Genomic DNA, 25,766 nt, shown 5'->3' with positions numbered 1-25,766 from the left:
AGACGCGATCATGCAAAAAACATTTTTAGTGGAAATAGGAACGGAAGAACTACCACCTAAATCACTCCGAACTTTTGCGGAAAGCTTTGCCGCAAATTTTATCGAACAACTCGATAGTGCTAATTTAGAACATGGTGAAGTGCTATGGTACGCATCGCCACGTCGTTTGGCACTTAAAGTATTAAACTTAAATAGTATTCAGCCTGATACGCAAATGGTTAAACGAGGCCCGGCAGTGAGCGCTGCGTTTGATGCTAATGGCAAACCGACCAAAGCGGCCGAAGGTTGGGCTCGTGGCTGTGGTATTACTGTCGAACAAGCAGAGCGCGTCCAAACCGATAAAGGCGAATGGCTGTCTTATACGTTAAATCAACAAGGTCAACCCGTCGTTAACTTATTATGTGACATGGTCAAATCCGCGTTAGCGAAGCTGCCAATTCCTAAACCAATGCGCTGGGCAGCGAAAAAAGTCGAATTCATTCGCCCAAGCCATACATTAACCATGCTCTATGGTGAAGAACTGGTGCCTGGTTCAATTCTAGAAATCGAATCAGATCGTATTATTCGCGGTCACCGTTTTATGGGTGAACAGCAGTTTACCATTGACAATGCCGATCAATACCCTGAAATTTTAGAACAGCGCGGCAAAGTCATTGCTGATCATAATAAACGTAAAGCGATCATTAAGCAGCAAGCTGAATTAGCCGCCGAAAAACTTAACGGCACGGCAGATTTAAGCGATAGCTTACTTGAAGAAGTGACCTCTTTAGTTGAGTGGCCAGTGGTGTTAACGGCAAAATTTGAAGAAAAATTTTTAGACGTTCCAGCGGAAGCACTCGTATACACAATGAAAGGCGATCAAAAATATTTCCCAGTTTATGATAAACAAGCGAAATTGTTACCTAACTTTATTTTTGTTGCCAACATTGAATCCAAAGATCCTCAGGTCGTTATCAGTGGCAACGAAAAAGTAGTTCGCCCTCGCTTAGCTGATGCGGAATTTTTCTATAAAACCGATTTAAAACTGCGTTTAGAAGACAGGTTACCGCGACTCGAAACCGTGTTATTCCAGCAACAACTGGGCACAGTGAAAGATAAAGCGCTACGTTTAGAAGCCTTATCAGGACAAATCGCGCATCAAATTCATGCTAATGTTGAGCATGCTAAGCGAGCGGGAAAACTGGCCAAATGTGATCTCGTTACCAATACCGTATTTGAGTTCCCTGAAACCCAAGGTACGATGGGGCGTTATTTAGCGTTAAAAGATGGCGAACACAGCGATGTTGCCACCGCGATTGAAGAACAGTATCAGCCGCGCTTTGCTGGTGATAATCTACCAAGCACGCTAGTATCAAGCGCAGTATCGATTGCAGAAAAACTCGATACGTTAGCGGGTATTTTTGGGATTGGTCAAAACCCGAAAGGCGATAAAGACCCGTTTGCTCTACGTAGAGCGGCAATTGGTATACTACGTATTATTGTGGAGAAATCGCTGCCAGTTGACTTAACTGTTTTGGCACAAGAGGCAGTTGCGCTGTATGGCGATAAACTCAGTAATGCCAATGTGATTGATGAAATGGTGAACTTTATGCTGGGCCGATTCCGCGCGTGGTATCAAGAACAAGGTTTTGCGATTGATACCATTCAAGCGGTACTTGCTCGTAACCCAACGAAACCAGCGGACTTTGATGCACGAGTTAAAGCGGTAACGCACTTTAGAACCTTACCAGCAGCCTCATCACTGGCAGAGGCAAATAAACGTGTTTCCAATATTTTATCTAAGGCTAATGCGGTTATCCCCGAAAAAATCAATGCGGCACTTCTTGAAGAAGGCGCGGAAGGTGAACTGGCTAAACACGTCGCCATTTTAACTGATAAGCTTGAGCCTTATTTTAATCGTGGTCAATATCAAGAAGCCTTAGTTGAGCTTGCAAGCTTGAAAGAGCCAGTAGATAACTTCTTTGATTCAGTGATGGTTATGGCTGATGATGAGCAAATTAGACTTAATCGCTTGGCACTCTTGCATAAGCTGCAAAGCCTATTTTTAAAAGTCGCCGATATTTCATTATTACAATAGCATCAAGAGAATTTGGTACCTACCGGTACCAAATTCACGCTATTAAAGGAGTTTATTTTGTTGTCGTTCTCTTCCATTTTAGCTGATGCCCGTAACTTTACGCGCAATAACTTTACGACAGTTCTTATCACACTCGTCATACTATCTCTCGTGACTGAGCTAATCTCGCAAGTCTTATTACCGAGCTTGGACTCAATTAGCCAACTTAAATCAATTATTGAACAAACTGTAACGCAATACGGTGAATTAACCGCAGACACATTATCAAAAGTTATTCTGGCGTTATCAGAACCTGAAAAAGCGCAACTTATTGCCGTTGCAATGAGCTACTTATTTAAAGCAGGACTGGTGTTTTTTCTGACTAATCTGATCGTGATGAGCATACTCTTAGCCTTGATTGCAACCATCTCTTACCAACAGTTTTCACTACAAAATCTACTGAAAAGTGCCACCAAAATTGCCCCACACATTGGTCTTTTTATGCTACTTGCCATTCCGGGATTTATTGTATTATCGATCATCGCCTCAATTTTAGCGCCCTTAGCGGCGCCACTTGGTATGGTTGCGGTAGTCATATATATCTCGCTTTATGTGATCTTTATGGCAGTGATTATTGAGCCGACACCACAGTATCACTTTTTTGCCAAGTTCAAAATCGCGGTACGCTTTTTTAAGCGCGATATTCGCTTGATTTTGCCTATGTTAGGACTGTGGCTTTTAGGATCCTTTTTACTCAATAGCGTGGCAAATTCAATCATGGTAGATAACTTTATTATTGATCTCTGTTTTAATATCGCTAAATTTTTATTAACCTTTGTCACGGTTTGCTACCTTTACCGCCTGTATTTATTATCAAGTAAGGTACTACCTTATGACACCCGCAATTAATTTATTAAAAAAGCTCAAGATCGCCTTTCATGTTCATCAATATGAACATGATCCAAATGAAACCCAATTTGGTAAAGAGGCAGTTGAAAAACTCGACCCCTCATTACACGTCGTGGCTGAGCAAGTGTTTAAAACATTAGTCGTCACGCGAAGTGGTAATGATAAGGATTTAGCGGTATGCGTTGTACCGGTTGAGCAACACCTTGATTTAAAAAAAGCGGCTAAAGCGCTTAATAGTAAAAAAATTGATTTAGCCGACCCGAATTTAGCGCAAAAAATCACTGGCTATTTAGTTGGCGGCATCAGTCCGCTTGGACAAAAGAAACAACTTCCAACCCTCATTGATGCCAGCGCGGCCACATTCAATACAATATTTGTATCAGGCGGTAGACGTGGACTTGAAATTGAAATTACCGCCGCTGATTTAGTCAAAACCTTAAATGCCGAACTGGTTGATATTGCGGTGTGATAAGCAACGATTAAGCCATACGCCCAACGCTGTCTTTAATAATGATGGTCTGAAATTCACTAAATGATTGGCTCTTGATCAGCCGTTTGGTAGATTTTTCTTTGACAAAATTGACGAACAAATTATAGATACTCATGGCATATTCATCTTTACTTATCGCTAGCAAAAAAATCACATAGCGATTTCATTTTTACCTTTAGCCCAGATAATTCCATTCAGGGCTAAAATCGTAACGACTTTTGTTTTTTTAGCCAATAATCCAACTGAGTGCAGAATCGCAATATTTTCACCTAATAATGTCGAAACTATCGCTTCTCGTTCGATTTGCGAATCATAAAAATCACGATCGATAAGCTTTTTTCTTCTAATTTACTGCACGCAATTTTAAACAATAACTGTTAAGTCATCGGTTTATTGATCACCATAAAGAAACGTTCTAATATATAAGGCATGTTCGAGCAATCTGGATTTGCGGAAAGTCTCGAGTTACCTTGTTCACTCACTAATAAAACATGAGGATGACGCTGATACTCGATACTATAATTTCGCGCTAATGCGACCACAATATGCACTGCTAAATAACTCATTTCATCTTCAGTTAATTTAAATTCAGTGTATTGTTCCGTATTATTGACAGCAGACAAGGTAATATCATAAGCAAAGGGATAATACTGCTTGATTTCATCGCATCTGGGATCATAATGGTAATGATCATTAATATAAATCAAGATATGTTTGATCAAACCATCACTATTTTGCTTAATATAGTCAGGCTATCTTCAGCAGCATAAAGCTGCCATAAGATATTGGTTAAACACGCTCTTATTGCCGGCTCATCGCCAATCAAACGCATCCCTTGATAAGGTTTGTTATCTAAAGCAAGCCCATATTTATTTAAATAATCTTTCACTTCAGCAATATCACTTTGAATCGTGCTACGGCTAATAAACCAACTATCGGCAAGATCATCTAACCTAATGGCCGTGTCAGATTAGCCTAATAAAGCTCGGCTTGTTGCCACGCCAATAAAGACTTGATTGATATGTTGCGGTTGCAGCTGCGCCGAAATCTCGGCAACCATTTTTGATTGGTTTGGATCGCCCGCTCCTAAGCCAACTGAAATTGTATTATCAATAGCAGCGGCATACTTTGCCACGTCGGTAATCAGCGATTGATTATCGGCATAATTGTTTGATAGCACACCACCACCAACAACAACATAAGTTTACCCGGCTTCATAGATCGCTTTTGCATTATCAATTGAATTCGCAAGGACGTTTAAACAAACACGATCATAGTAATAATTGGGGATACATTTCTTGATCATTATTTTGCTCCTGTTCTTAAATTATTGTCCAATGATTGCTTTAATCTTCAGGTAAATAACCTCAAGTTGCGGCGCTGATACGCTACGTACATCCGCGTCTACTCGCCCTTCGTTCGCTTTATATTCACGAAAATAAACAGCGGTATCACCTTGTTTCATCAGCTTCACCATCTCAACAGCACTTTTACCAATCACGTTCTGGTCAAAACTAATTTCAACTCTCGCAATATCGCGCCCAGCGCCATCCCAAACCACCCGCGCTGAAATCCCGTTTAAAGCATTAAGCTTACTCATAAATGGCGTCATTTTAATGACCATCTCTTGACCGCTCTCTTTTTTAGGATCAGTCATATACAGCTCAATCGCTTTGGTTAAACCTAAGATGCCCTCTTTACCCACTTTCATCGGTCGCCCAATACCGTTAGCTTGCTGTTTGACCCATTCAATCGCCTGATGACGACCGACGACCAAGCCACTCGTTGGACCTTCAATAGCTTTCGCACCACTATAAATAACAATATCAGCGCCCATATTATAATAAGCTTGCAAATCCTCTTCCGCCGCCGCATCAACGATTAAAGGTATGCCGTGTTTTTTCGCGACAGCTGCCGCGTCAGCAACCGATAATATGCTTTTTTGGACGCAATGATGAGACTTGATATATAAAATCGCTGCAGTATCAGCACTCATTAGCGCTTCAATATGTTCAGGCTTACATTCATTCGCATAACCCGCTTCAACAACAATGCCGCCACCAAGTGACACCATGGTGTCAACTGGCGCACCAAAATTAACGTTATGTCCTTTTGGCAAAATAATCTCTCTTGGTACATATTTGTCAGACGCATGCAACGCATACAGCAGCTCTTTATCATCTTTGACGATTAAAGCCGCAACCGCCTGAACAATTCCCGCAGATGCACATGACACAACCGCCGCATTTTCAGCGCCAAGTAACTTAGCAATATACTGACCGGTTTTATCAACCAAGTCTTTTATCTCAAAATATTCATTTAAGCCATGAGCAACTGTATCGGTAACTTCGGCTCTTGGCGTTGATACACCAAGAATAGTCATACGGCCCGATGCATTAATGACTCTTTTTAAATGGTATTTTGAATAAACATCGTCTTTAGTAGCTAAATCCATTTTTACGTCCTTCTTCTGTTATTGCTATTTCACCTAATACAACACAAGCTAGTGGAACAAATCGCTCATGACTTTCGCGAGTTTCCCCTTCTGCATCAGATAAAAGCACGGTTTCTTGTTTTAAATCACAGATAGTCAAATCTGCATCATAGCCGACAATCAATGAACCTTTATTTTTTTAATGCAAAATTTCAGCGGAATTGTTAGTTACGCTATCAATAATGCGCTGTTTGCTATAACCAAGGCAGATAAATTTAGTCATCACATTAGCTAAACTCCATACCGGGCCTTGCAAACGATTCTTAGAATAGATATCGGAACTGATGGCATTCGGATAAATATCAAAGCATTTCGCTCGCTCGGCAACAGCAAAACAAAAACTTTCACGGCCATGACTGAGTAAATCAGCAATCTCATCTAGCTCTGGTGGATTATTACCAACGTGAATCATCAATGGTAAGCGACTCTTTTTTTGCATCTTTTTCGCTTTTAATAATGGTTTGATGCCATTATCGCCGACCACGCTGCGACTCATCCTAACTTTAATACCAATAATAAAATCAGGATATTTAGCTAATGCCTCATCAAACAAAGGAATATCAATATCACTCATATCGGAGAGTTAGCAAAGCAATGAGTATGAGAATCGATCCACTCAGAGCTGATATAATGCGGGCCTTTAAATCAATGATTTTTTTGGCGGGCACATTAATCTCGCCGATTTCAACAATCTTGCCATGCTCAATCGCAATATCGATAATTGTACCGTCAATACGTTTGGCCTGTTTAAAAATTACATCATACATAATCATTTCTCTATTATTAAATAGATTGCCTATTATTTATATAACATAATGAATAATATGATCTTATAATCATCAATTAGGTTATTGGAAACAATCCACCAAATACCATTGCACCTAAAATAGCACCACCAGTAATCGGTTTTGCCAAGCATAAAATAGCAGCGATCCCAACAATGAGCCAAGCTCAATTGCGGCACAACAATCGCGCGACAGCCTTCAACTGAATCGATACCAGCAGCAACTTTATGTCCTTTGCCCATTCTATCGCTAATTACAATAGCGACGTCCGCCATCATTAAACTCTTTATTGATTGCTATTAAAAATTATTCTGCCACGCTCGCTTTAGCCATTTCATAATGTATGGCGAATAGATAAGCTTCCATTGGTAAATTATTAAATAATCTGACCGTTTTACGTGCCAATTCGATTGATTCTTCCGATATTTCATCAAATAAAGTGGGATCCACATCCAGTAATTGTTCTCATGATTTCGCGCGATGAACCATCGCTTTGATATGCGAAAACAGCCTCTCTTTTTGGACGTTATTTTGCTCAATATGACGCTCAACTAACCACTCATTAATTATGCTGATAGTTGTTTGCGTAACCTTATCAGGATCTAAATTATCCGCTATCATCTTAAATTGTGATTGTGTTATTATAATAATTTCGCTCTACCTTGATGATGGCAATTAGCCTAATCCAAGCGATTATCGATAATATTTTCTAAAATAGATACTGGTTTATTTTTATAAAAACACATAAATAACAAAACATTAAAATAAAAATAGCCACAAAAAATCGCATAATGGTTAGCCCATTTACCACTGGATAATCGCAAATGCCACACAAGATTAAGTAACATAAATGTCACTAATTTTTCTTCATTTTGTGATCTAGCTTAAAAAGGCAACGTGAATTGTCTGCGCCTATCAATGAATTAACGATACAATATGTATTATCCCTATAACGGTAAAATGTCGTTTATTTTTATGCCTAATCGCCCTATTATTTGGTCATTGGACTAAGGTCGTATGGTAAAATAAATGCTTGCATCGCCAATACAATAAAAGGATACGCGAATGTTTAAAGCAATATTGATTGAGAAAGATGATAATGGTTACCAAGCTCATTTCACGCAGCTTAATGAATCTGAGCTACCAGAAGGCGATGTCACCATTAAGGTGGAGTATTCTTCATTAAACTATAAAGATGGACTGGCTATCACCGGTAAAGGTCCTGTTGTTCGGCAGTTTCCAATGGTTCCCGGTATTGATCTCGTTGGCACCGTTGTCACTAGCCAAGCGGCGCAATATCAGCCAGGTGATCAAGTACTATTAAATGGTTGGGGCGTCGGTGAAAAGCATTGGGGCGGCCTGGCACAGCTAGCAAGGCTAAAGAGTCAATGGCTCATCCCATTACCTAAAAATCTAACCCCTAAACAGACGATGGCAATAGGCACAGCAGGTTATACCGCAATGCTTGCGATTATCGCACTAGAAAAAAATGGCGTAACACCTGAACAGGGCCGTATTTTGGTGACGGGGGCTAATGGTGGCGTGGGTGGCTTTGCTATTGGGCTATTAGCTAAATTGGGTTATCAAGTGACCGCCTCAACGGGACGACTAGCGGAAAGTGACTACTTAACAGAGCTCGGAGCAAGTGAGATTATTGACCGTAATGAGCTAGTACAAGCTGGTAAACCTTTGCAAAAAGAGCGTTGGGCTGGCGCCATTGATAGTGTTGGCAGTCATACCTTAGCCAATATTTGTGCCAGTATTAAGTATGGTGGCACCGTTGCCGCATGCGGCTTAGCACAAGGCATGGATTTCAATAGCAGCGTTGCGCCATTTATTTTGCGTGGCGTGACGCTTGCTGGTATCGATAGTGTCATGCGCCCGTATGCCGATAGAGTAGCGGCTTGGCAGCGCTTAGCGAGCATTGTCGATAATCATTTGCTCAACCTTTTGAGTCATGAGATAACTCTAACACAAGTAATACCAAGCATCGATCAATTGATGAATGGCCAAATCCGAGGTCGCGTTATCGTTAACGTTAATCGCTAACAAAAGCGCATGCCTGTGCGGAATGCGCTTATTGATTGACTCGCAATACTATTAGATATCTTGATGATTAATCAATTGCTTAACTAAATCGATACACGCTAAATAACGTTCATCGTAATCAGGTGAGGTAATCGTTACAAATTTAACATGATTTTTTTTCAACATCGTAATTAATAGTTGTTGAAAATCTTTACGCTGGCTAGTATTACCCAGATGACGTAATCCATCGGCAACCCAAGGGGTATTATTTTCAAGTAAAATCACTAAATCAAATCGATAGTTATTAATCATTGCCTGTACAAAGGGATGTTCTTTACCTTCATATTTTTTACAAAATGCTTGAGTGGTAATAAAATCAGTATCGATAAATGCCACGCGATTAGCATATTTGATTGCAAAATCAATATATTGAGCTTGCCCCAACGCAATTTTATCATAGTCAGAGAATTGTAATGCTCGCTCATCACCACCTAAATGAGAGAAAACATACTCACGTCCAAATTCCCATGCACTGGTAGTATTAAAGACGTTAGCAAGTTTATTAATTAGGGTTGATTTACCACTGGATTCGCCGCCCAAAATGGCAACCGTTCTGACAAAAAATGGCCTGACTTCAGTTGGTATGTATTGCCAATTTTTTAACGGCGCTTGACGAATATTAGTCGAACTCACATTCATAAAATGGCGCTCAGGATCGACTAAAATCGTGTGTAAATTAAACAGGTTTTTATACATCTCAGCATCTTGCGGCTCGCTGGAATAAACACAATTTGGTTCGATACCTTTATCCTTAAAAAGTGCTTTAGCCCGTTCACTCCACTCATTCCAACCATGAGGATAAGCCGGTATGCCATCTTCTTCCAGCAATTCAATATGGATGTTTTTTTGATATTTAAAGGTTTGTAACAGCCAACGCATACGATCATTAATCGTTGGCTGGCGAGACATGGCACTGTCGAGAAATAACGCTTCATCACGTTTAGTATCAGAACATAAAATAATATACAGCTCATCCACCTGACTAATCGCTCGTTGAATCAAATTGATATGTCCGGTATGCAGCGGATAGAATTTGCCAAAAATAATACCGACTTTTTTATCCTTAACGGGATAATCGAGTTTTAAATAGCGGTGCAGAACCTCAAGTTTTTGTGCGCTTGGTCTTTTTACCTTATCATTAATAAGCTGACTTAAGTAACCTTTGGTCATTCCACAAGCGTTAGCAACCGTCTGTAGTGAGACGCCTTTACGCTTAATTGCAGCTTTCAGATAATTAAAACTGATCATATTTGCCCCTTCTGTTTTATATTTTAAACAAAATAAAGATATATTATTATATAATGTTTAGTAAAAAGAGTGAAATTCTCTCTAAAAATTTTATTTTTCATCGCGATTAAACATTCGATTAATCACGACAATACAAGGCATAATTTCTTGATAATCAAATAGTAAGATTCATCAATTTTGTCACTCAATATCTTTTTTGAAGATAAAAAGATGCGTGGTACAATAGCGCAATTTTCTCACGTATTGGCGGTAAACTCAATTTGGTAAAAAAAGTGGCTTTTTGGAGTGGTAGCTTAATTACAATCATATTTATCATTTTAGCTATTACTAGTGCATTATTTTATAAAGAAAGTATTGATACCAGTGTTAAAGATGGGCATAAGACAATCTTAAACCAGATTACAGCTCGTAAAGAGCTGCGTGTAGGGATGTTGCGTTCACTCACCACACTCTATGTCGATTATCGTAATGCTAATCAAGTGGGTGGATTTGAATATTCACTGCTAAATAAATTTGCTGAGTCGATAAACGTGAAACTAAAAATTACGTTTGCCAATAATCTCGGTGAATTAATCGAGAAAAGCCAAGAGGGTAAAATTGATCTTATCGCCGCCGAGATGAAAGGTCGGATTAGTGATATTGATAATTTTAGTGCTAGTCAGCCTTTTCATTACACAACGCAACAATTAGTTTACCGTAAAGGATCAGTTAAACCTTACACATTTGATGAGATCACTGGAAATTTAACCGTCCCTGCTGGCTCATTACAAAGTTTCATCTTAAAAAATACTCAAATAGAGTATGCTCAATTGAGTTGGAATGAATCAACGGTGCTCAATCAAGAGGAATTACTTAAGCAAGTCGCCGATCAAAATATTGATTATACTATTGCCAGTGACCGTACTATTGCGATTATGCAGCGCATATATCCCTCGCTGGCAGTTGCTTTCGATGTTGTTAAAAATCATCCTAAAGCATGGTATGCAGCCAAATCGCAGGATAAATCACTATTAAATAAAATGAATCAATTTATTCAAAAATCACTTAATGACGGCTCAATAAAAAAATTAGAATACCATTATTTTAGCTATATGAATAAGTTTGATTATGTAGATACTCGCGCCTTTATTCGAGCTATTGAAAATACTTTACCAAAATACCAAACCTATTTTACACAATATGCTAAAGATAATGATCTGGACTGGAAGTTAATTGCTGCGATGGCATATCAAGAATCACACTGGAACCCTAAAGCAATTTCGTCAACAGGAGTTCGTGGCATTATGATGTTGACCAAATCAACCGCTGAATCACTTGGCATTACCAATCGCTTAGATCCAGAGCAGAGTATAAAAGGGGGGAGCCGCTATCTAAAACAGATTATTAATCGAATGCCTAAGAGTATACCTAAAGAAGAAAAAGTCTGGTTTGCATTAGCCGCGTACAATATGGGAGTTGGTCATTTATGGGATGCGCGTAAGTTAGCAACACAGCAAAATAAAAATCCAGATAGTTGGCAAGATGTTCGCCAAGTGCTTCCGCTACTCAGTGAGGAGGAGTTTTATACCGAGCTAAAATATGGTTTTGCTCGAGGATATCAAGCCGTTCATTTTGTCGATAGTATTCAACAATATTATATGAGTCTAGTTGGCTATCTACTTGAAAAAGAATATCGCCAGCAATATATCGATGCTAAATCACCATAAATATGTCATTTATGAGTAAAATTAACCTCCTTTACGCATCTTAATTTCAGCGCGCCGGCGCTGAAAAAACTCACTGAGTAGCAGTGAAGCTTCATCACGATACACGCCAGCAGTAATAATGGGTTTATGATTCATACCTGGGTGGGATAATAGATCAATAAAAGAGCCTGCTGCACCTGTTTTATAATCGGAGGCGGCAAACACAATCCGTTTGATTCTGCTATGAATAATTGCTCCGGCACACATCGTGCAAGGCTCTAAGGTCACATAAAGGGTAGTGTCAACCAAGCGATAGTTATGAAGATATCGAGCCGCTTGCCGCATCGCCACAATCTCAGCGTGGGCCGTGGGATCATGCTCGGTAATCGATTGGTTGCAGCCTTCTCCCACAATTTGATTGTTATAGACAATCACCGCCCCAACTGGAATCTCGCCACGCTGCTCAGCTTTTCTAGCTAAGGTTAGTGCATACTGCATCCAATATTCGTCAGAGTATGGTGTTATCATCAATAAAAAAACCAGATTATTTTATGTTATCGTTGTATGAGTTATGCATTTAAATCTAACACATCGCGCATATCGTATAAGCCAACAGGTTTATTTTTCAGCCATACTGCAGCGCGAATAGCGCCATTAGCAAACGTCATGCGGCTAGAGGCTTTATGCGTGATTTCTACGCGTTCGCCAATATCAGCAAAAATAGCGGTATGCTCACCGACAATATCGCCAGCACGAATAGTTGCAAAGCCAATCGCGTCACGTGGTCGCTCACCGGTAATACCTTCCCGACAATAGACTGCATGCTTTGATAAATCTCGGCCTAGTGCATTAGCAATTGATTCACCCATCGCAAGTGCCGTGCCTGATGGAGCATCAACTTTATGCCGATGGTGTGCTTCAACAATTTCAATATCGGTATAATCACCCATAACTTGGGCTGCTTTCTCAAGTAATTTAAGCATTAAATTGACTCCGACACTATAATTGGCAGCAAATACAATCCCAATTTTTTCAGCAGCTTGCTTGATCGCTTGCTTACCTGCATTATCGAAACCCGTAGTACCAATCACGATCATTTTATGGTGCTTCACGCAGACGTCCAAATGATGCAATGTTCCTTCTGGTCGGGTAAAGTCAATTAATAAATCAAACTGATCTTGTCTTTGTTCAAAATCATCAGTCACAAGCACGTCTAATTTACCGAGTCCGACCAATTCTCCGGCATCAACACCTAATAATGAAGACCCTTTTTGTTCAAACGCGGCGCCTAATACAACATCGTTTGATTTTGCAATAGCTTCAATTAACTGGCGTCCCATTCGGCCACCCGCACCTACAACTGCAATTCGGATTTGATTATTCTGCATGTGGTTTTCTCAACTTAATTACTGATTTGCGCTTCATTATAGCTGAAATTATTGAAAACGGGCAAAATTATGCTTCACATGTACAAATTTCAATGATGATTGCAATAAATAGATAATAAAAAAGCAAACATCATAGGAGTTTGCTTTTTTATTAATTACCTTAGCTCAAAGATTTACAGACTAATAAATACAAAAAACCCCCGCACCGCCTTCATTTAATGTATCTTCAGCAATGTTACCCTCAACTACGCCTACAGCTAAATGCCTATTGGCCGTATTGAGATCTTTTGTCCAATAATACCAATAAGCGAAGTAGGTTTGTAAATCATCAGTAACAGTCCTCATCATATCTCGTTTATCATTTTTCGTTGAAGCGGGGGCATAGTAATAAAGCATCCCCCACTCAGCCATTAAATTACCAATAGTCCTCATAAAACCGTTATCTTGTATATAAGCATTAATTGGATTATTAGGCGTGTTGGCATAAACCGAATTTGTAATTTCCGCTCTTGTTGGTAAGTGATCCTCCCCGCAACGTGCTAAAGCAGTAGTATAATATTGCCCAGTAGTTGGTGCCTCTTTTTGACCGACATCAAACCAGCTACGAGAAGATTGTAATTTGAAATTATAATAAAATGAAACACCGTATGTATTACTCTTCACTTCAATAGAATAGATTTCATTTCTATCCGGCATCGTCGCACCAAATTTGAACTGACCTTTTGCATATTGCTGCTGATCAACTAAAGCACCACCAGGATTATTCTTCAAAGTAATCGTATAATTGCTAAGATCTTTGTAAGGAACGATTTGGAACCTTGCCTCCGGAAATGCAGTCGTTGGGAATTTTTGACTTACCCAAGCCTTAAATCCTTTGCGTGGTACAAAAACAGTTTCATCGTAGGATGGAGTACGGGAGATAGATCCTCTTCCCAGCCCCCAAGCATCGTCGCCATCAGGCCAGCCAGATGGGACGTTAAGGCCTAATACACCAGGTCTTGCATAGCAAATACCGTCATCAGCATTAACTGTTAACGTTTTAGCTATTGGAATAACTTCAGATTCATATGGTAAACCATATTGAGTATTGATTTTTATATTAAACAGTAAATCAAGGGTATACGGCCCAGGATAAGTGCTCGAGTCGATACAGATATTACCGCCTAAATTACTACTAGATGAATTATCAATCACTTCGCCTTTTTTGTTTTTCCACACATAATTATAATCAATAATCGTGTAAGGGCTATCTTGGGACAAGATATCGCCATCAGTATCATCAATATCATTATTCGTTAAAAAACTGCCATCCAATTTAGGTGTAATATTGCGGATAATTGTTGATAAAGAGGCAAACATCGTATCGTCACTACCGGGTCTTAACTCATAAACAGCGCCAGTATCTTCGACAATTGAAAAATAAATATTATCTTTAAAATTATCAATAGTTGCATCAAGTAAAGATGGAGGATTACCAGTAATCAACTGTAGTGTCGTCGTTGACAAAGCAGCAAATGCCTTCATATTTACAGAAAAACATATCAAACAAACGACCAATGATAAATTTGGTCGCTTCATAAAATTACAAGTCATTACTTTTCATCCAAATGATAATCTATTAATTATATTTACTCAGTTTATATTTTCAATTATATCGCTTTTTTACAAAAAATTAATACAATTTTAATAAAAATAAGTGTAAAGTAATAAATCATTAATAATTATACATCAGATTTTAAATAATTCGATATCACAAATGATCAAAATTAGATAATATCAAGTAGCTCAACATCAAAAATTAAGGCGCTATAAGGCGGAATGGCCGCGCCAGCACCTTGTGCACCATAAGCTAATTCTTGTGGAATGTAGACTCGCCATTTAGAGCCGACTGGCATTAACTGTAATGCTTCAACCCAACCACGAATCACGCCATTTACAGGAAACTCAGCGGGTTGCCCTCTCTCTTCAGAACTATCAAAAACAGTGCCATCAATCAAACGCCCAGTATAGTGGACTTTGACACGAGAATCTGCAGTTGGAATCGCTCCATCGCCTTGTTTTAAAACTAAATACTGCAATCCAGACTCAGTCGATTTTACGCCATCTTGACTAAGGTTTTGCTGTAAAAACTCTTGTCCCGCTCGTGCAAATTCAGCTGCCACTAATTCTTTCTTTTTCATTGATTTTTCATGAACTTGACGTAATGCATCATGCAATTCTTGTAATGGAATAGCCGGTTGTTTATCTGTTAGCACATCTTCCAAGCCTTGTTTTAACGCCGATAATTCTAAATCATCAATTCCTGACTCTTTTAGTTGCTGTCCAATTTGTAATCCTATGCCATAACTGGCTTTTTTCTCAATAGTATCAAACATGATAATTTTCCTTTTATTATAAGCTATGTCACGCTGTTGATATCGCGCTTGACATAATAGTAAATGAGGTGAGTGAATTAAAGTATTAAACAAACCATAGTATCACTATAGTTATCAACCCTCATCGCAAAAAAAAACCCACTTAAAAGTGGGTTTTTTAACAAACAATGATCAATTATGCTTCAGGCACAATGTCAATGATAACTTTAGCAAAAACTTCACTGTGAACTTGGAATGAAACTTCATGTTCACCAACAGTGCGAAGAACACCATTTGGTAAGCGAACTTCACTCTTAGATACGTTAACACCAGTAGCTTTCACTGCATCAGCAATGTCACGTGTACCAATTGATCCAAATAGTTTACCTTCGTCACCCGCTTTGGATGTGATAGTCACTTTCACTAGTGCATTAATTTGCGCTGCTCTTGCTTCAGCTGCTTTTAACGTATCAGCTAATTTTGCTTCTAACTCAGCACGACGAGCTTCAAAAAATTCAATGTTTTTCTTTGTTGCAGGTACTGCTTTACCTTGTGGAATCAAAAAGTTACGCGCATATCCCGCTTTAACATTAACTTGATCACCTAAGCTGCCTAAATTAGCAACTTTATCGAGTAGAATAATTTGCATTATGTTTTCCTCTGGTTGCTAATTACTGATGATTATCAGTATAAGGTAATAGAGCTAGGTAACGAGCACGTTTGATTGCACGAGCTAGCTGACGTTGGTATTTTGCACAGGTACCCGTAATACGGCTTGGCACAATTTTACCACTTTCAGTAATATAACTTTTTAGTAAAGAGATATCTTTATAATCGATCTCTTTCACGCCTTCTGCTGTAAAACGGCAGAATTTGCGACGACGGAAATAGCGAGCCATTTGGCATTTCTCCTAATCTATTAATTTAATTTCGCTGGCATGTAAAACGATTTGCTGAATATTATTACGCTTTGTGTGCATACTAATAAAACCACTCACCCAAATTTTACTACCTTTTTTAATACTGTGAATATGTTCATTGTCCCCGCTAACAATCACGGGAATAATGCACCATGATTGCCTTTCTAATCCCGCTTCAATTTGCTTTGAAACATGTTCTAAAAAAAACTGGCAGTGGGAAATTCCGCTAGGGCTTACTTTTCGAATGGGTGCCTTTAAAACAAGGCCAGACAACTCCAAACGATTGAACATTATTAGTCTTCTGATTCCTCAGAATCAGCATCTTCAATGTCGTTAAAGCCATCTTGTGGACCTTTACGCTCATCTCTCACTTTAAGCATTGGAGATGTTTCTGTCACAGCATGCTTAGTACGCATAATTAAACTACGAATAACTGCATCGTTGAAACGGAAGTTATCTTCTAACTCATCAACGGATTCTTGAGTCGCTTCTACGTTCATAAGAACATAATGTGCTTTATGCAATTTTTCAATAGGATAAGCCAATTGACGGCGACCCCAGTCTTCTAAACGGTGAATAGTACCACCCGCTGTTGTTAAAGTACCAGTATAACGTTCAATCATACCTGGGACTTGTTCACTTTGGTCTGGATGAACCATAAAAACAATTTCGTAATGACGCATTATCGCTCCCTACGGATTAATCAGCCTTCTGTCTGGGTCAACCGTAGCCCAATGAAAGCAAGGAACATGAATATTGATCGGTTGAAATCGACGGCGCATTATAGCTTAATGAGAATTAAATAGCCAGAACAAAAATAATCTTTGCACAAACTGCTAGCGGGGGGATTCTCGTAGAGAAGCAACGAAATGATTATACTCTTTTTTAATGGCATTTTTTTGTTCATTCGTCAGCGTTGCAACATGCAACCCCTGTAAGGCACTATGTAATATGTATAAGACATTTTTTGATAAACTTTTATTATACTGCTTTAATTTAAAATAACTTTCGAATGTTCCGCTATGACGAAAAGCATCTAAATTAATAATGCCCACACGAAATAAAGAACGTTCCAACGATAATGTCATATTGGGTAAATCTTTAATTCTCTCTTCTTTAACTCTGCACTGAGAAACTTTAGTTGAATATGCATATTCTATTACCATGTTAATTATCTCGACTAATTTCTCTTTATTACGCCACAACGGGGGTGTAATTTGATAATACTGTAATAATTTAACGGTTACCCCAAGATTAAAAGATAATGGCGGCATAGTTAATTCAGTGAACATAGCTAAATAATCCGGATGTCCTTTAACATATAACTGATTATCATAAATCCAAGCAAATATCACCGCGTTCCAACACACACCTGAGCCACCAAACAAAGGTATAATAGTGATGTGATTCACTTCCTCTCGAGGAAAAAGCGATGATAACTTATCTAGTATATTTTTATCATATTCTTTCATTATGTCTTCACCATAACTAAGGGTTAAAATTAAATTAGTGGATAAACTTACTTAACTTTCTTAGTTAATTTAGCGTAAATTTTTTGTAAGAAAAAACATTTATTAACAATAAAATAGAATTTTGCGATCCATATTCCAATATGGAATAACGGCAAAAGAAAGCAATTTAGCCTATTAATATTAAATAAAATAAATAACTTAACTATTTTTGGTGAGACTAAAACATCAATCTACACAAGCTTTTTTAAACACTAAACCATGTAAAATTAATTTGCGAAGTACTATAGAAAAACGATTATACCAAAATCTCTTTATCTAATTGATTTATTTTATTAATTTTAATTTTACCAATGATATAACCAATCAATTTCATCGACATAAAGCGATAATATGATTGTTATTCTATAGTAAAGATAATACAATTGTGCAGTAATTAATAAGGTAAGTCGGATAAGGATCACAATGAAGGGAATTTCAATGTTTTTAATAGCTTTATACCCATTCATTGTATTTGGCAATAATAAACAACCCAATATTGAACCGCTAATGACCTCATTTATTGCGTGCGATGCGAGTTTTTTTTCTCAAATACATAAATCTCAAAACGAACTTGTCGATTATGGTATTGTTGATGATATCCATTCCGAACAAACCATCATTACGGTCAAAAATCGCAATAATCGAAACCAAAACTACCGTGAATTTTCCAAACCAATGTCTTATAAATCACTCTCCATTACTGGCTACTATGATAGTGTGCTTAAATTGGGTAAATACGGTGATTACTACTTTTGGGGCTTTATTGTCAATAATTCAGTCAATGAAATAAAAGCTGACTTGGATTTTTTAACCTGGCAAGAACTGGAAAAAGATACGATTTATTCTGCTAATGCCCAAATTCGTTATGAGAAAGATGACTTAACGACATGGCATCAAAATAGCAGTACCGTGAGTGGCGTTAAAACAATTCCAACAAAAGGCACGGTTGAAAAAATCTTACTTGTTGAAAAAACCCCAGAAAAGACACTCTTAATTTGTTCAATTCAGGGTTTTTTACCACCTAAATTATTAAGCACAATCCGACCCGATCTCGAAACAGACAGCTTGGCTAATTAAATCGCCGCTTCATCCATTTCGCCGGTACGAATACGAATCACTTGCTCAACCTCATAGACAAAAATTTTACCATCACCAATTTTACCCGTTTGTGCCGTTTTCATAATGGTCTCAATACACATATCAACAATATCATCGGCAACAACAATTTCAATTTTTACCTTTGGTAAAAAATCGACCATATACTCGGCACCACGATACAGTTCTGTGTGTCCTTTTTGGCGACCAAATCCTTTGACTTCAGTTACGGTCATTCCCGTTATGCCTTGATCTGCTAGCGCTTCACGCACATCGTCTAGTTTAAATGGTTTAACGATTGCTTCGATTTTTTTCATAATCAATTCCTTGTTGTTTCAACTTAACATTACCAGTTTTTTATGCCAAATGATGACGTTATCGGATAACGGCGTCCCTTACCAAAATTACGAGGAGTAATTTTAGGCCCAACCGCCGCTTGACGACGTTTATATTCATTGATATCAACTAATTTGATCACACGACGAATAGTTGATTCGTCATAGCCACATTCCATCAATTGATTAACTGATAAATCTTGTTCAATATAGCCTTTTAAAATACCGTCTAAAATATCATAAGGCGGTAAACTATCTTCATCTTTTTGATCAGGAGCTAACTCAGCTGAAGGTGGTCTAGTTATCACTCTTTCAGGAATCACATAAGATAAGGTATTACGATACTTTGATAATTCAAATACCAGTGTTTTGGGCACATCTTTAAGCACATCAAAGCCACCTGCCATATCTCCATATAACGTCGCATAGCCAACCGACATTTCGCTTTTGTTACCTGTCGTCAACACTAATTGTCGTCGCTTATTGGATAATGCCATTAAAATAACACCGCGACACCGTGCTTGCAGATTCTCTTCGGTTGTATCACGCGTTGTATCTTGAAACATGGGTGTTAACTGGGACATAAAAGCATCAAACATCGGCTCAATCGAAAGTACATTAAACTCAACACCTAAAATGTCAGCTTCTTCTTGTGCATCAGCAATGCTGATATCTGCCGTATAACGAAATGGCATCATTACCGCTTGTACTTTATCCTTACCTAAGGCGTCAACCGCAATCGCAAGTGTTAATGCCGAGTCAATTCCGCCGGATAATCCTAAAATAGTGCCATTAAAACCATTTTTAGTCACATAATCATGTGTTGCCAGTACTAATGCTTGATAGATATCGGCTAAAGATGAAGTCGCCTCGTTCTCAATTACCGAGTTTACTATGTGGGTATCTGCGATCACCGCAACTTGCTCTGTAAATGATTTAAGCTGATAAATAATCTCACCTTTCTCATTACACATAAATGACGCACCATCAAAGATTAGCTCATCTTGACCACCAATTTGATTCACATACACAATCGGCGCTGAAAGACCTGACGCATGATCGCTAACGAGGGTTTTTCGTTGTTGCTGCTTAATATAATCGTAAGGTGAAGCATTAACGGCAATCACTAATTCCACTTGTGCAGTATGAAGTTGTTCGATGGGATCGCTTTGCCATAAATCCTCGCAAATCACGAGTCCCAATTTGTGACCTTTAAAATCAATCACACAACGCTGTGTACCGGATGAAAAATAACGTTGTTCATCAAACACATCATAATTAGGTAAGCACTGTTTATGATAGGTAGTAAGTTGCTCACCTTGATAAAATAATGATACCGAATTATAAATTTTGTCATTTTGCCAAGTCGGATGACCAACAATCACCCCACAATTTTGGCTTGCTTGCTTAATACGTTCGAGTGCATGTTCACAACGAGTTTTGAAATCTTGACGATAGATCAGATCTTCTGGCGGATAACCGCATACAGCAAGTTCAGAAAAAATTAATAAATCTTCAGCTAAATATTCATCAATTAATTGAATCATGCGCGCAGTGTTACCTTCGATATCACCGACTCGAAAGTTTTGTTGTGCTAAAACTAAAGACAAAGACATATCAAACTCATTATGCTAATAAAAATAAGCGTTAAGTTTAAATGATTCTAAGTTGCGCTGCTAGTTTTTTATGTTTAAGATATTTCAAATTCATCTTGTTTTATTGCAAATAATTAGCAAGGTACGTTAAGCATTTTATTTGTTATTATGTGAAAGCAAAATGAGCCAATAATAGCAAATACCACTCAGTCATTGATAACGTATAATAAAGTCAGCGACAATAAAAATGAATATTGAACAACGGCCCTGCAGAATAATAGGAATCGCCATGCTAAACATGTTAACAGTTGCATTAAGTGAACGTAGTTATCCCATCACAATTGGTGAAAATACCTTAAATAATTTTGAACACTTCAAACTAAAAGCCAATCAACGCGTATTAATTGTCACTAATGAAACCATTGCGCCACTTTATCTTGCTCGCTTAACCGATATGCTAGAAAGTAACGGGGTGAAAACCGATCACGTTATTGTGCCAGACGGTGAACAATATAAAACCATGGAAACATGGAATACAATCTTATCGACACTGCTAAAAAATAATCATACTCGTAATTCTATTTTAATCGCATTAGGTGGCGGTGTGATTGGTGATGTCAGTGGATTTGCCGCGGCATGTTACCAGCGTGGCATTAAATTTATTCAGCTACCAACTACCTTATTATCGCAAGTTGACTCGTCGGTTGGCGGCAAAACTGCCATCAACCACCCACTAGGTAAAAATATGATTGGTGCTTTTTACCAACCACAATCGGTCGTCATCGATCTCAACTGCTTAGCAACGCTACCACAGCGAGAACTCTCAGCGGGCCTGGCGGAAGTGATTAAATACGGTATTATTCTTGATGCCGATTTTTTTACTTGGCTTGAGAAAAATATTGATGCATTACTTGCACTTGAACCTAGCACGATGAGCTACTGCATTTATCATTGCTGTCAGCTAAAAGCACAAGTTGTCGCAGCCGATGAAACAGAGCAAGATATGCGTGCAATTTTAAATTTAGGCCATACTTATGGACACGCCATTGAAGCCGAACTCGGTTACGGTAATTGGTTACATGGTGAAGCTGTCGCCGTTGGTATGGTTATGGCGGCCAATGCAGCAAAATTATTAGGTCATTTTACTGATAGCGATATTGAACGGATTAAAAATCTATTGATTAAAGCTAAATTGCCAGTGGCAAGGCCCGCTCAAATGTCAACGCAATCCTATATTGCTCATATGCTGCGCGACAAAAAAGTGTTATCGGGTAAATTGCGTTTAGTTCTACCAACTAAAATTGGTCATGTTGCGGTGGTTGATGATGTGAGTCAAGAGATCGTACTGCAATCAATTGCACTAACCGAATAATTCAGTCCTTTACTTTCGCACCTTTCATACATGACATAAGAAAGGTGCATAATAAAGTATGATTAAGCCGTCCGATTAAACCAATTTGATTGCTATATCCGGTAAAATAACGTGCCCTTGAAAATAGAGTTCAGCTGCAACACGATCAGCAAGTTCACGGTATAGGTGCGTAAACGGGCTATCTGGTTGGCTCACAACCGTTGGCTTGCCACTATCAAGATCTTGTCGTAATGAGCGATGTAATGGGATCTGACCCAATAATAAGGTGTGGTATTGTGTCGCTAGCAGTTCCGCGCCACCTTCACCAAATATCGCTTCATGATGACCACAATTTTCACAAATGTGATAGCTCATATTCTCAATAATACCAACTGTTGGTACATTAACTTTATTAAACATCGCAATACCTTTTTTGGCATCAATAAGCGCAATATCTTGCGGCGTTGTGACAATCACACTGCCCGTTACTGGAATATTTTGCGACAGTGTTAACTGAATATCCCCCGTGCCCGGTGGCATATCGATAACTAAGTAGTCTAATGCTGACCACAGCGTATCTTGTAAGATTTGTAACAATGCCTTACTCGCCATTGGCCCACGCCATACCATTGCGTTATCGGGTTCAACGAGATAGCCGATAGAATTCGTTGCTAATTCATAAGCCATAATCGGTGTCATATGCTTATTATCTGGCGATAATGGATGCTGATTTTGTGTACCAAGCATAGTCGGTATAGAAGGACCATAAATGTCGGCGTCCAATAAGCCGACTCTTGCCCCTTCTTGTTGCAATGCTAATGCAAGATTAACCGCCGTAGATGACTTACCCACGCCGCCCTTACCCGAGCTGACAACAATAATATTTTTAATATTCTTAATTGCATGCTGTTCATTAGCACGCTTTAATGTCGCAATATCATATTCAATTGACCAATCGATCTGGTGCGCTGTTGTTTGTGCAATTAATTCAGCGTTCACCGCTTGCTTTAATTGCTCATAACCCGTTTGCCACGCGAATGGCATGACGAGTTTTATCGATAAGACACCGTCGATCATTTCACACTGTTTTACTGCATCTAACTCGAGTAAATTTTTGCGCAATGTAATATGTTTATATTGGGAAAGGATCGATTTAACAATAGATAAATCGTTTACTGCCATGGTTTAACCTTTATGACTAAATTATTTAGTGTAAATTATGGCACAAATCTGGCGATAATCCTATGTTTGATGTAGTATTTGCGCATTATCACATAAAAATTTTCCTTGCATGAGTATTGACCAAGGAATAATATCACTCGCAATAATTAACATCGTAAAAAAGAATACAAAAGGTAAAAAGATGACAGATAAACGCAGAATATTGGTAACTTGTGCCCTTCCTTACGCTAATGGCTCAATTCATTTAGGCCATATGCTTGAACATATTCAAGCTGACGTTTGGGTGCGTTATCAACGAATGCAAGGTCATGAAATTTACTTTATTTGTGCCGATGATGCGCATGGTACACCAATTATGCTCAAAGCTGAGCAGATGGGTATCACGCCAGAGCAGTTGATTGCCAAAGTAAAAGAAGAACATCAACGCGATTTTGCCGGTTTTAATATCAGTTTTGATAATTATCACTCAACCCATAGTCCGGAAAACCGCCAGTTATCCGAGCAAATTTACACCAGCCTAAAAGCGAATGGCCACATTAAAACTAAAGTGATCTCGCAGCTTTTCGATCCGGAAAAACAGATGTTTTTACCAGATCGTTTTGTGAAAGGTACCTGCCCGGTGTGTAAAGCGCCAGATCAATATGGCGATAACTGTGAAGTGTGTAGTGCAACGTATAATCCGATCGACTTAATTAATCCTAAATCCGTCGTATCTGGCGCGACGCCAATTGTCAAAGAATCCGAACATTACTTTTTTAATCTGCCTGATTTTAAAGCAATGCTACACGCTTGGATACGCTCAGGCACACTGCAAGAACAAGTGGCCAATAAAATGCAAGAGTGGTTTGAAGCCGGCCTACAACCCTGGGATATTAGCCGCGATGCGCCTTATTTTGGCTTTGAAATTCCTGACGCGCCGGGTAAATACTTCTACGTCTGGTTAGATGCACCAATTGGCTATATGGGCTCTTTTAAAAATTACTGTGACCGTGTTGGCAATATCAATTTTGATGAATTTTGGCAAAAAGAATCGACGACTGAGCTTTATCACTTTATTGGTAAAGATATTGTCTATTTCCATAGCCTCTTTTGGCCAGCCATGCTTGATGGCAGTAACCATCGTAAACCAACCAATATTTTTGTTCACGGCTATGTAACGGTTGATGGCGCAAAAATGTCAAAATCACGTGGCACCTTTATCCAAGCAGATACGTATTTAAAACATCTCGATCCAGACTGCTTACGTTACTACTACTCAGCAAAATCATCCGCAACCATTGATGACATTGATCTGAGTTTGGAAGATTTTGTGCAACGTGTTAATAGCGATCTGGTCAATAAACTCGTTAACTTAGCTTCTCGTTGTGCCGGTTTTATTAATAAACGTTTTGATGGTAAATTATCTGCACGCCTTGATGAACCGCAATTGTATGCGCTATTTACTCACAAGGCTGAGAACATTGCGAGCTATTTTGAAGCACGAGAATTAGGCAAAGCGATCCGTGAAATTATGGCTCTCGCCGATGAAGCCAATCGCTATATTGATGATAAAGCCCCGTGGGTTGTTGCCAAACAAGAAGGGCAAGATGAACGGCTACAAGATATCTGTTCAATGGGGATCAATTTATTCAAAGTATTAATGACCTATTTAAAACCTGTTGTGCCAAATCTGGCTGAACGTAGTGAAGCATTTTTAAATACTTCACTACAATGGCACACGCTAGCAGAGCCATTACAAAACCATACGGTTAATAAATTCAAAGCACTCTTTACCCGTATCGAGATGGCGAGTATTGATCATGTAATCACCGAAACAAAAGCCTTATTAGCACCGGCGGTTCCGTCATCTAATCCCAACGCCGAGCCAATAGCTGAGACAATCAACTTTGATGATTTTGCAAAAATTGATCTGCGCGTTGCCTTAATTCAAGATGCCAAATTAGTCGAAGGCTCAGACAAATTACTGCAATTAACCTTAGATGTTGGTAATGAGATCAGAAATGTCTTCTCGGGTATCCGCAGCGCTTATCCTGATCCACAAGTGTTGGTCGGCAAACTAACCGTTATGGTCGCCAATCTTGCGCCACGTAAAATGCGCTTTGGCGTATCAGAAGGCATGGTACTTTGTGCGAGTGGTCAAGATGATAAAAGTGGCTTATATCTGTTATCACCAGACAGTGGTGCTAAACCGGGTATGCGTATTAGCTAGTAAGCATCGTCATAAAATCATTATCGTTCAACCTATAATAATGCACTCTTTTGGCATTATTATAGCGTTAA

The 25,766-nt window shown here is 38.7% G+C and carries 26 protein-coding genes and 3 pseudogenes; 8 read left to right on the top strand and 21 right to left on the bottom strand.

Going from position 1 to position 25,766, the window contains the following annotated elements; genetic code table 11:
- Positions 1–7 precede the first annotated feature (7 nt).
- Genes glyS through ybaK form a run of 3 tightly spaced genes read left to right on the top strand, consistent with a single transcriptional unit; the run spans position 8 to position 3,434 of the window.
- Entirely contained in the window at positions 8–2,077 is a 2,070-nt protein-coding gene (gene glyS, locus DES39_RS07800) for a glycine--tRNA ligase subunit beta (RefSeq protein ID WP_121145228.1), read from the top strand.
- A 57-nt stretch (positions 2,078–2,134) separates the two neighbouring features.
- On the top strand, positions 2,135–2,965 hold the full coding sequence (locus DES39_RS07795; protein WP_170143374.1) for a YciC family protein: 831 nt from the start codon (positions 2,135–2,137) through the stop codon (positions 2,963–2,965).
- Complete coding sequence (gene ybaK, locus DES39_RS07790; protein ID WP_121145226.1) at positions 2,949–3,434, top strand: Cys-tRNA(Pro) deacylase; 486 nt, start codon at positions 2,949–2,951, stop codon at positions 3,432–3,434. Before DES39_RS07795 ends, ybaK begins: the two co-directional genes overlap by 17 nt.
- 171 nt (positions 3,435–3,605) lie before the next feature.
- Here ybaK and DES39_RS11210 read toward each other — a convergent pair whose 3' ends face one another.
- The 8 genes and pseudogenes from DES39_RS11210 to DES39_RS10945 all read right to left on the bottom strand — a co-directional run bounded on the left by DES39_RS11210 (position 3,606) and on the right by DES39_RS10945 (position 7,184).
- Positions 3,606–3,785, bottom strand: coding sequence for a hypothetical protein (locus DES39_RS11210; protein ID WP_425463988.1), 180 nt, complete (start codon positions 3,783–3,785; stop codon positions 3,606–3,608).
- Between the two features lie 47 nt (positions 3,786–3,832).
- Positions 3,833–4,177, bottom strand: a complete 345-nt coding sequence (locus DES39_RS07780) for a PRD domain-containing protein (protein WP_170143373.1) — start codon at positions 4,175–4,177, stop codon at positions 3,833–3,835.
- Entirely contained in the window at positions 4,174–4,413 is a 240-nt protein-coding gene (locus DES39_RS07775; RefSeq protein ID WP_121145223.1) for a helix-turn-helix domain-containing protein, read from the bottom strand. The genes DES39_RS07780 and DES39_RS07775 overlap by 4 nt, the downstream gene beginning before the upstream one ends.
- A gap of 15 nt (positions 4,414–4,428) precedes the next feature.
- Positions 4,429–4,761: pseudogene (locus DES39_RS11150) on the bottom strand (KDGP aldolase); the annotation flags it as partial.
- Between the two features lie 21 nt (positions 4,762–4,782).
- Complete coding sequence (locus DES39_RS07765; protein ID WP_121145222.1) at positions 4,783–5,910, bottom strand: DgaE family pyridoxal phosphate-dependent ammonia lyase; 1,128 nt, start codon at positions 5,908–5,910, stop codon at positions 4,783–4,785.
- A pseudogene (locus DES39_RS11145) lies at positions 5,894–6,716 on the bottom strand (amidohydrolase family protein). Before DES39_RS11145 ends, DES39_RS07765 begins: the two are co-directional and overlap by 17 nt.
- Before the next feature lie 76 nt (positions 6,717–6,792).
- Positions 6,793–6,905 (bottom strand): annotated as a pseudogene (locus DES39_RS11140) (DUF4310 family protein); the annotation flags it as partial.
- A gap of 135 nt (positions 6,906–7,040) precedes the next feature.
- Positions 7,041–7,184: a hypothetical protein gene (locus DES39_RS10945; RefSeq protein ID WP_170143372.1), complete on the bottom strand. Its 144-nt coding sequence runs from the start codon at positions 7,182–7,184 to the stop codon at positions 7,041–7,043.
- A gap of 615 nt (positions 7,185–7,799) precedes the next feature.
- On the opposite strand from DES39_RS10945, the gene acuI reads away from it, so the two are divergent.
- Positions 7,800–8,783, top strand: coding sequence for an acrylyl-CoA reductase (NADPH) (gene acuI, locus DES39_RS07750; protein ID WP_121145221.1), 984 nt, complete (start codon positions 7,800–7,802; stop codon positions 8,781–8,783).
- 51 nt (positions 8,784–8,834) lie between these two features.
- Here the strand turns inward: acuI and nadR are convergent, their stop codons facing one another.
- On the bottom strand, positions 8,835–10,070 hold the full coding sequence (nadR, locus tag DES39_RS07745) for a multifunctional transcriptional regulator/nicotinamide-nucleotide adenylyltransferase/ribosylnicotinamide kinase NadR (protein ID WP_121145220.1): 1,236 nt from the start codon (positions 10,068–10,070) through the stop codon (positions 8,835–8,837).
- A 272-nt stretch (positions 10,071–10,342) separates the two neighbouring features.
- On the opposite strand from nadR, the gene mltF reads away from it, so the two are divergent.
- Positions 10,343–11,776, top strand: coding sequence for a membrane-bound lytic murein transglycosylase MltF (gene mltF / locus DES39_RS07740; protein ID WP_170143371.1), 1,434 nt, complete (start codon positions 10,343–10,345; stop codon positions 11,774–11,776).
- A 21-nt stretch (positions 11,777–11,797) separates the two neighbouring features.
- Here the strand turns inward: mltF and tadA are convergent, their stop codons facing one another.
- From tadA to DES39_RS07695, 9 genes are all read right to left on the bottom strand, one after another.
- Positions 11,798–12,283: a tRNA adenosine(34) deaminase TadA gene (gene tadA, locus DES39_RS07735; protein ID WP_121145218.1), complete on the bottom strand. Its 486-nt coding sequence runs from the start codon at positions 12,281–12,283 to the stop codon at positions 11,798–11,800.
- 41 nt (positions 12,284–12,324) lie between these two features.
- Entirely contained in the window at positions 12,325–13,143 is an 819-nt protein-coding gene (gene dapB, locus DES39_RS07730; protein WP_121145217.1) for a 4-hydroxy-tetrahydrodipicolinate reductase, read from the bottom strand.
- 180 nt (positions 13,144–13,323) lie between these two features.
- Complete coding sequence (locus tag DES39_RS07725) at positions 13,324–14,649, bottom strand: hypothetical protein (protein WP_147405429.1); 1,326 nt, start codon at positions 14,647–14,649, stop codon at positions 13,324–13,326.
- Positions 14,650–14,909: 260 nt separating this feature from the next.
- Positions 14,910–15,518: a BamJ family beta-barrel-assembly machinery protein gene (bamJ, locus tag DES39_RS07720; RefSeq protein WP_121145215.1), complete on the bottom strand. Its 609-nt coding sequence runs from the start codon at positions 15,516–15,518 to the stop codon at positions 14,910–14,912.
- 175 nt (positions 15,519–15,693) lie between these two features.
- Positions 15,694–16,146: a 50S ribosomal protein L9 gene (gene rplI / locus DES39_RS07715; RefSeq protein WP_121145214.1), complete on the bottom strand. Its 453-nt coding sequence runs from the start codon at positions 16,144–16,146 to the stop codon at positions 15,694–15,696.
- 22 nt (positions 16,147–16,168) lie between these two features.
- On the bottom strand, positions 16,169–16,396 hold the full coding sequence (rpsR, locus tag DES39_RS07710; protein ID WP_121145213.1) for a 30S ribosomal protein S18: 228 nt from the start codon (positions 16,394–16,396) through the stop codon (positions 16,169–16,171).
- Positions 16,397–16,408: 12 nt separating this feature from the next.
- Positions 16,409–16,708: a primosomal replication protein N gene (gene priB / locus DES39_RS07705; RefSeq protein ID WP_121145212.1), complete on the bottom strand. Its 300-nt coding sequence runs from the start codon at positions 16,706–16,708 to the stop codon at positions 16,409–16,411.
- Between the two features lie 2 nt (positions 16,709–16,710).
- Positions 16,711–17,100: a 30S ribosomal protein S6 gene (gene rpsF / locus DES39_RS07700; protein WP_121145211.1), complete on the bottom strand. Its 390-nt coding sequence runs from the start codon at positions 17,098–17,100 to the stop codon at positions 16,711–16,713.
- Positions 17,101–17,253: 153 nt separating this feature from the next.
- Positions 17,254–17,889, bottom strand: a complete 636-nt coding sequence (locus DES39_RS07695) for a TfoX/Sxy family DNA transformation protein (RefSeq protein ID WP_121145210.1) — start codon at positions 17,887–17,889, stop codon at positions 17,254–17,256.
- A 477-nt stretch (positions 17,890–18,366) separates the two neighbouring features.
- Between DES39_RS07695 and DES39_RS07690 the strand changes: the two genes are divergently transcribed.
- Positions 18,367–19,005 carry a hypothetical protein gene (locus DES39_RS07690; RefSeq protein ID WP_121145209.1) on the top strand — a complete coding sequence of 213 codons (639 nt, stop codon included), beginning with the start codon at positions 18,367–18,369 and terminating at the stop codon, positions 19,003–19,005.
- On the opposite strand, the gene glnB is transcribed toward DES39_RS07690, so the two are convergent.
- Together glnB and DES39_RS07680 are read right to left on the bottom strand one after the other, a co-directional pair.
- Positions 19,002–19,340: a nitrogen regulatory protein P-II gene (gene glnB / locus DES39_RS07685; RefSeq protein ID WP_121145208.1), complete on the bottom strand. Its 339-nt coding sequence runs from the start codon at positions 19,338–19,340 to the stop codon at positions 19,002–19,004. The genes DES39_RS07690 and glnB overlap by 4 nt on opposite strands.
- 29 nt (positions 19,341–19,369) lie before the next feature.
- Positions 19,370–20,974, bottom strand: coding sequence for an NAD+ synthase (locus DES39_RS07680; protein ID WP_121145207.1), 1,605 nt, complete (start codon positions 20,972–20,974; stop codon positions 19,370–19,372).
- Positions 20,975–21,242: 268 nt separating this feature from the next.
- On the opposite strand from DES39_RS07680, the gene aroB reads away from it, so the two are divergent.
- Entirely contained in the window at positions 21,243–22,325 is a 1,083-nt protein-coding gene (aroB, locus tag DES39_RS07675) for a 3-dehydroquinate synthase (RefSeq protein ID WP_121145206.1), read from the top strand.
- A 75-nt stretch (positions 22,326–22,400) separates the two neighbouring features.
- Here aroB and apbC read toward each other — a convergent pair whose 3' ends face one another.
- On the bottom strand, positions 22,401–23,486 hold the full coding sequence (gene apbC, locus DES39_RS07670; protein ID WP_121145205.1) for an iron-sulfur cluster carrier protein ApbC: 1,086 nt from the start codon (positions 23,484–23,486) through the stop codon (positions 22,401–22,403).
- A 181-nt stretch (positions 23,487–23,667) separates the two neighbouring features.
- Here apbC and metG point away from each other — a divergent pair, with 181 nt between their 5' ends.
- Positions 23,668–25,695: a methionine--tRNA ligase gene (gene metG / locus DES39_RS07665; RefSeq protein ID WP_121145204.1), complete on the top strand. Its 2,028-nt coding sequence runs from the start codon at positions 23,668–23,670 to the stop codon at positions 25,693–25,695.
- Positions 25,696–25,766 lie beyond the last annotated feature (71 nt).

The sequence above is a fragment of the Orbus hercynius genome (genome assembly GCF_003634275.1).
GTDB classification, from domain to species: Bacteria; Pseudomonadota; Gammaproteobacteria; order Enterobacterales; family Orbaceae; genus Orbus; species Orbus hercynius.
Note: the sequence above shows the minus strand (reverse complement) of the source record. Positions and strands in the feature narration are given on the sequence as shown.

What these genes read in the sequence shown, in the direction of transcription:
- aroB (WP_121145206.1), top strand. Translation starts at nt 21,243, where the DNA reads ATGCTAAACATGTTAACAGTTGCATTAAGTGAACGTAGTTATCCCATC.
- rpsR (WP_121145213.1), bottom strand. Translation starts at nt 16,396, where the DNA reads ATGGCTCGCTATTTCCGTCGTCGCAAATTCTGCCGTTTTACAGCAGAA.
- acuI (WP_121145221.1), top strand. Translation starts at nt 7,800, where the DNA reads ATGTTTAAAGCAATATTGATTGAGAAAGATGATAATGGTTACCAAGCT.
- dapB (WP_121145217.1), bottom strand. Translation starts at nt 13,143, where the DNA reads ATGCAGAATAATCAAATCCGAATTGCAGTTGTAGGTGCGGGTGGCCGA.
- apbC (WP_121145205.1), bottom strand. Translation starts at nt 23,486, where the DNA reads ATGGCAGTAAACGATTTATCTATTGTTAAATCGATCCTTTCCCAATAT.
- priB (WP_121145212.1), bottom strand. Translation starts at nt 16,708, where the DNA reads ATGTTCAATCGTTTGGAGTTGTCTGGCCTTGTTTTAAAGGCACCCATT.
- DES39_RS07765 (WP_121145222.1), bottom strand. Translation starts at nt 5,910, where the DNA reads ATGGATTTAGCTACTAAAGACGATGTTTATTCAAAATACCATTTAAAA.
- ybaK (WP_121145226.1), top strand. Translation starts at nt 2,949, where the DNA reads ATGACACCCGCAATTAATTTATTAAAAAAGCTCAAGATCGCCTTTCAT.
- rplI (WP_121145214.1), bottom strand. Translation starts at nt 16,146, where the DNA reads ATGCAAATTATTCTACTCGATAAAGTTGCTAATTTAGGCAGCTTAGGT.
- DES39_RS07690 (WP_121145209.1), top strand. Translation starts at nt 18,367, where the DNA reads ATGTTTTTAATAGCTTTATACCCATTCATTGTATTTGGCAATAATAAA.
- DES39_RS07680 (WP_121145207.1), bottom strand. Translation starts at nt 20,974, where the DNA reads ATGTCTTTGTCTTTAGTTTTAGCACAACAAAACTTTCGAGTCGGTGAT.
- bamJ (WP_121145215.1), bottom strand. Translation starts at nt 15,518, where the DNA reads ATGTTTGATACTATTGAGAAAAAAGCCAGTTATGGCATAGGATTACAA.
- nadR (WP_121145220.1), bottom strand. Translation starts at nt 10,070, where the DNA reads ATGATCAGTTTTAATTATCTGAAAGCTGCAATTAAGCGTAAAGGCGTC.
- glnB (WP_121145208.1), bottom strand. Translation starts at nt 19,340, where the DNA reads ATGAAAAAAATCGAAGCAATCGTTAAACCATTTAAACTAGACGATGTG.
- DES39_RS07695 (WP_121145210.1), bottom strand. Translation starts at nt 17,889, where the DNA reads ATGAAAGAATATGATAAAAATATACTAGATAAGTTATCATCGCTTTTT.
- tadA (WP_121145218.1), bottom strand. Translation starts at nt 12,283, where the DNA reads ATGATAACACCATACTCTGACGAATATTGGATGCAGTATGCACTAACC.
- metG (WP_121145204.1), top strand. Translation starts at nt 23,668, where the DNA reads ATGACAGATAAACGCAGAATATTGGTAACTTGTGCCCTTCCTTACGCT.
- rpsF (WP_121145211.1), bottom strand. Translation starts at nt 17,100, where the DNA reads ATGCGTCATTACGAAATTGTTTTTATGGTTCATCCAGACCAAAGTGAA.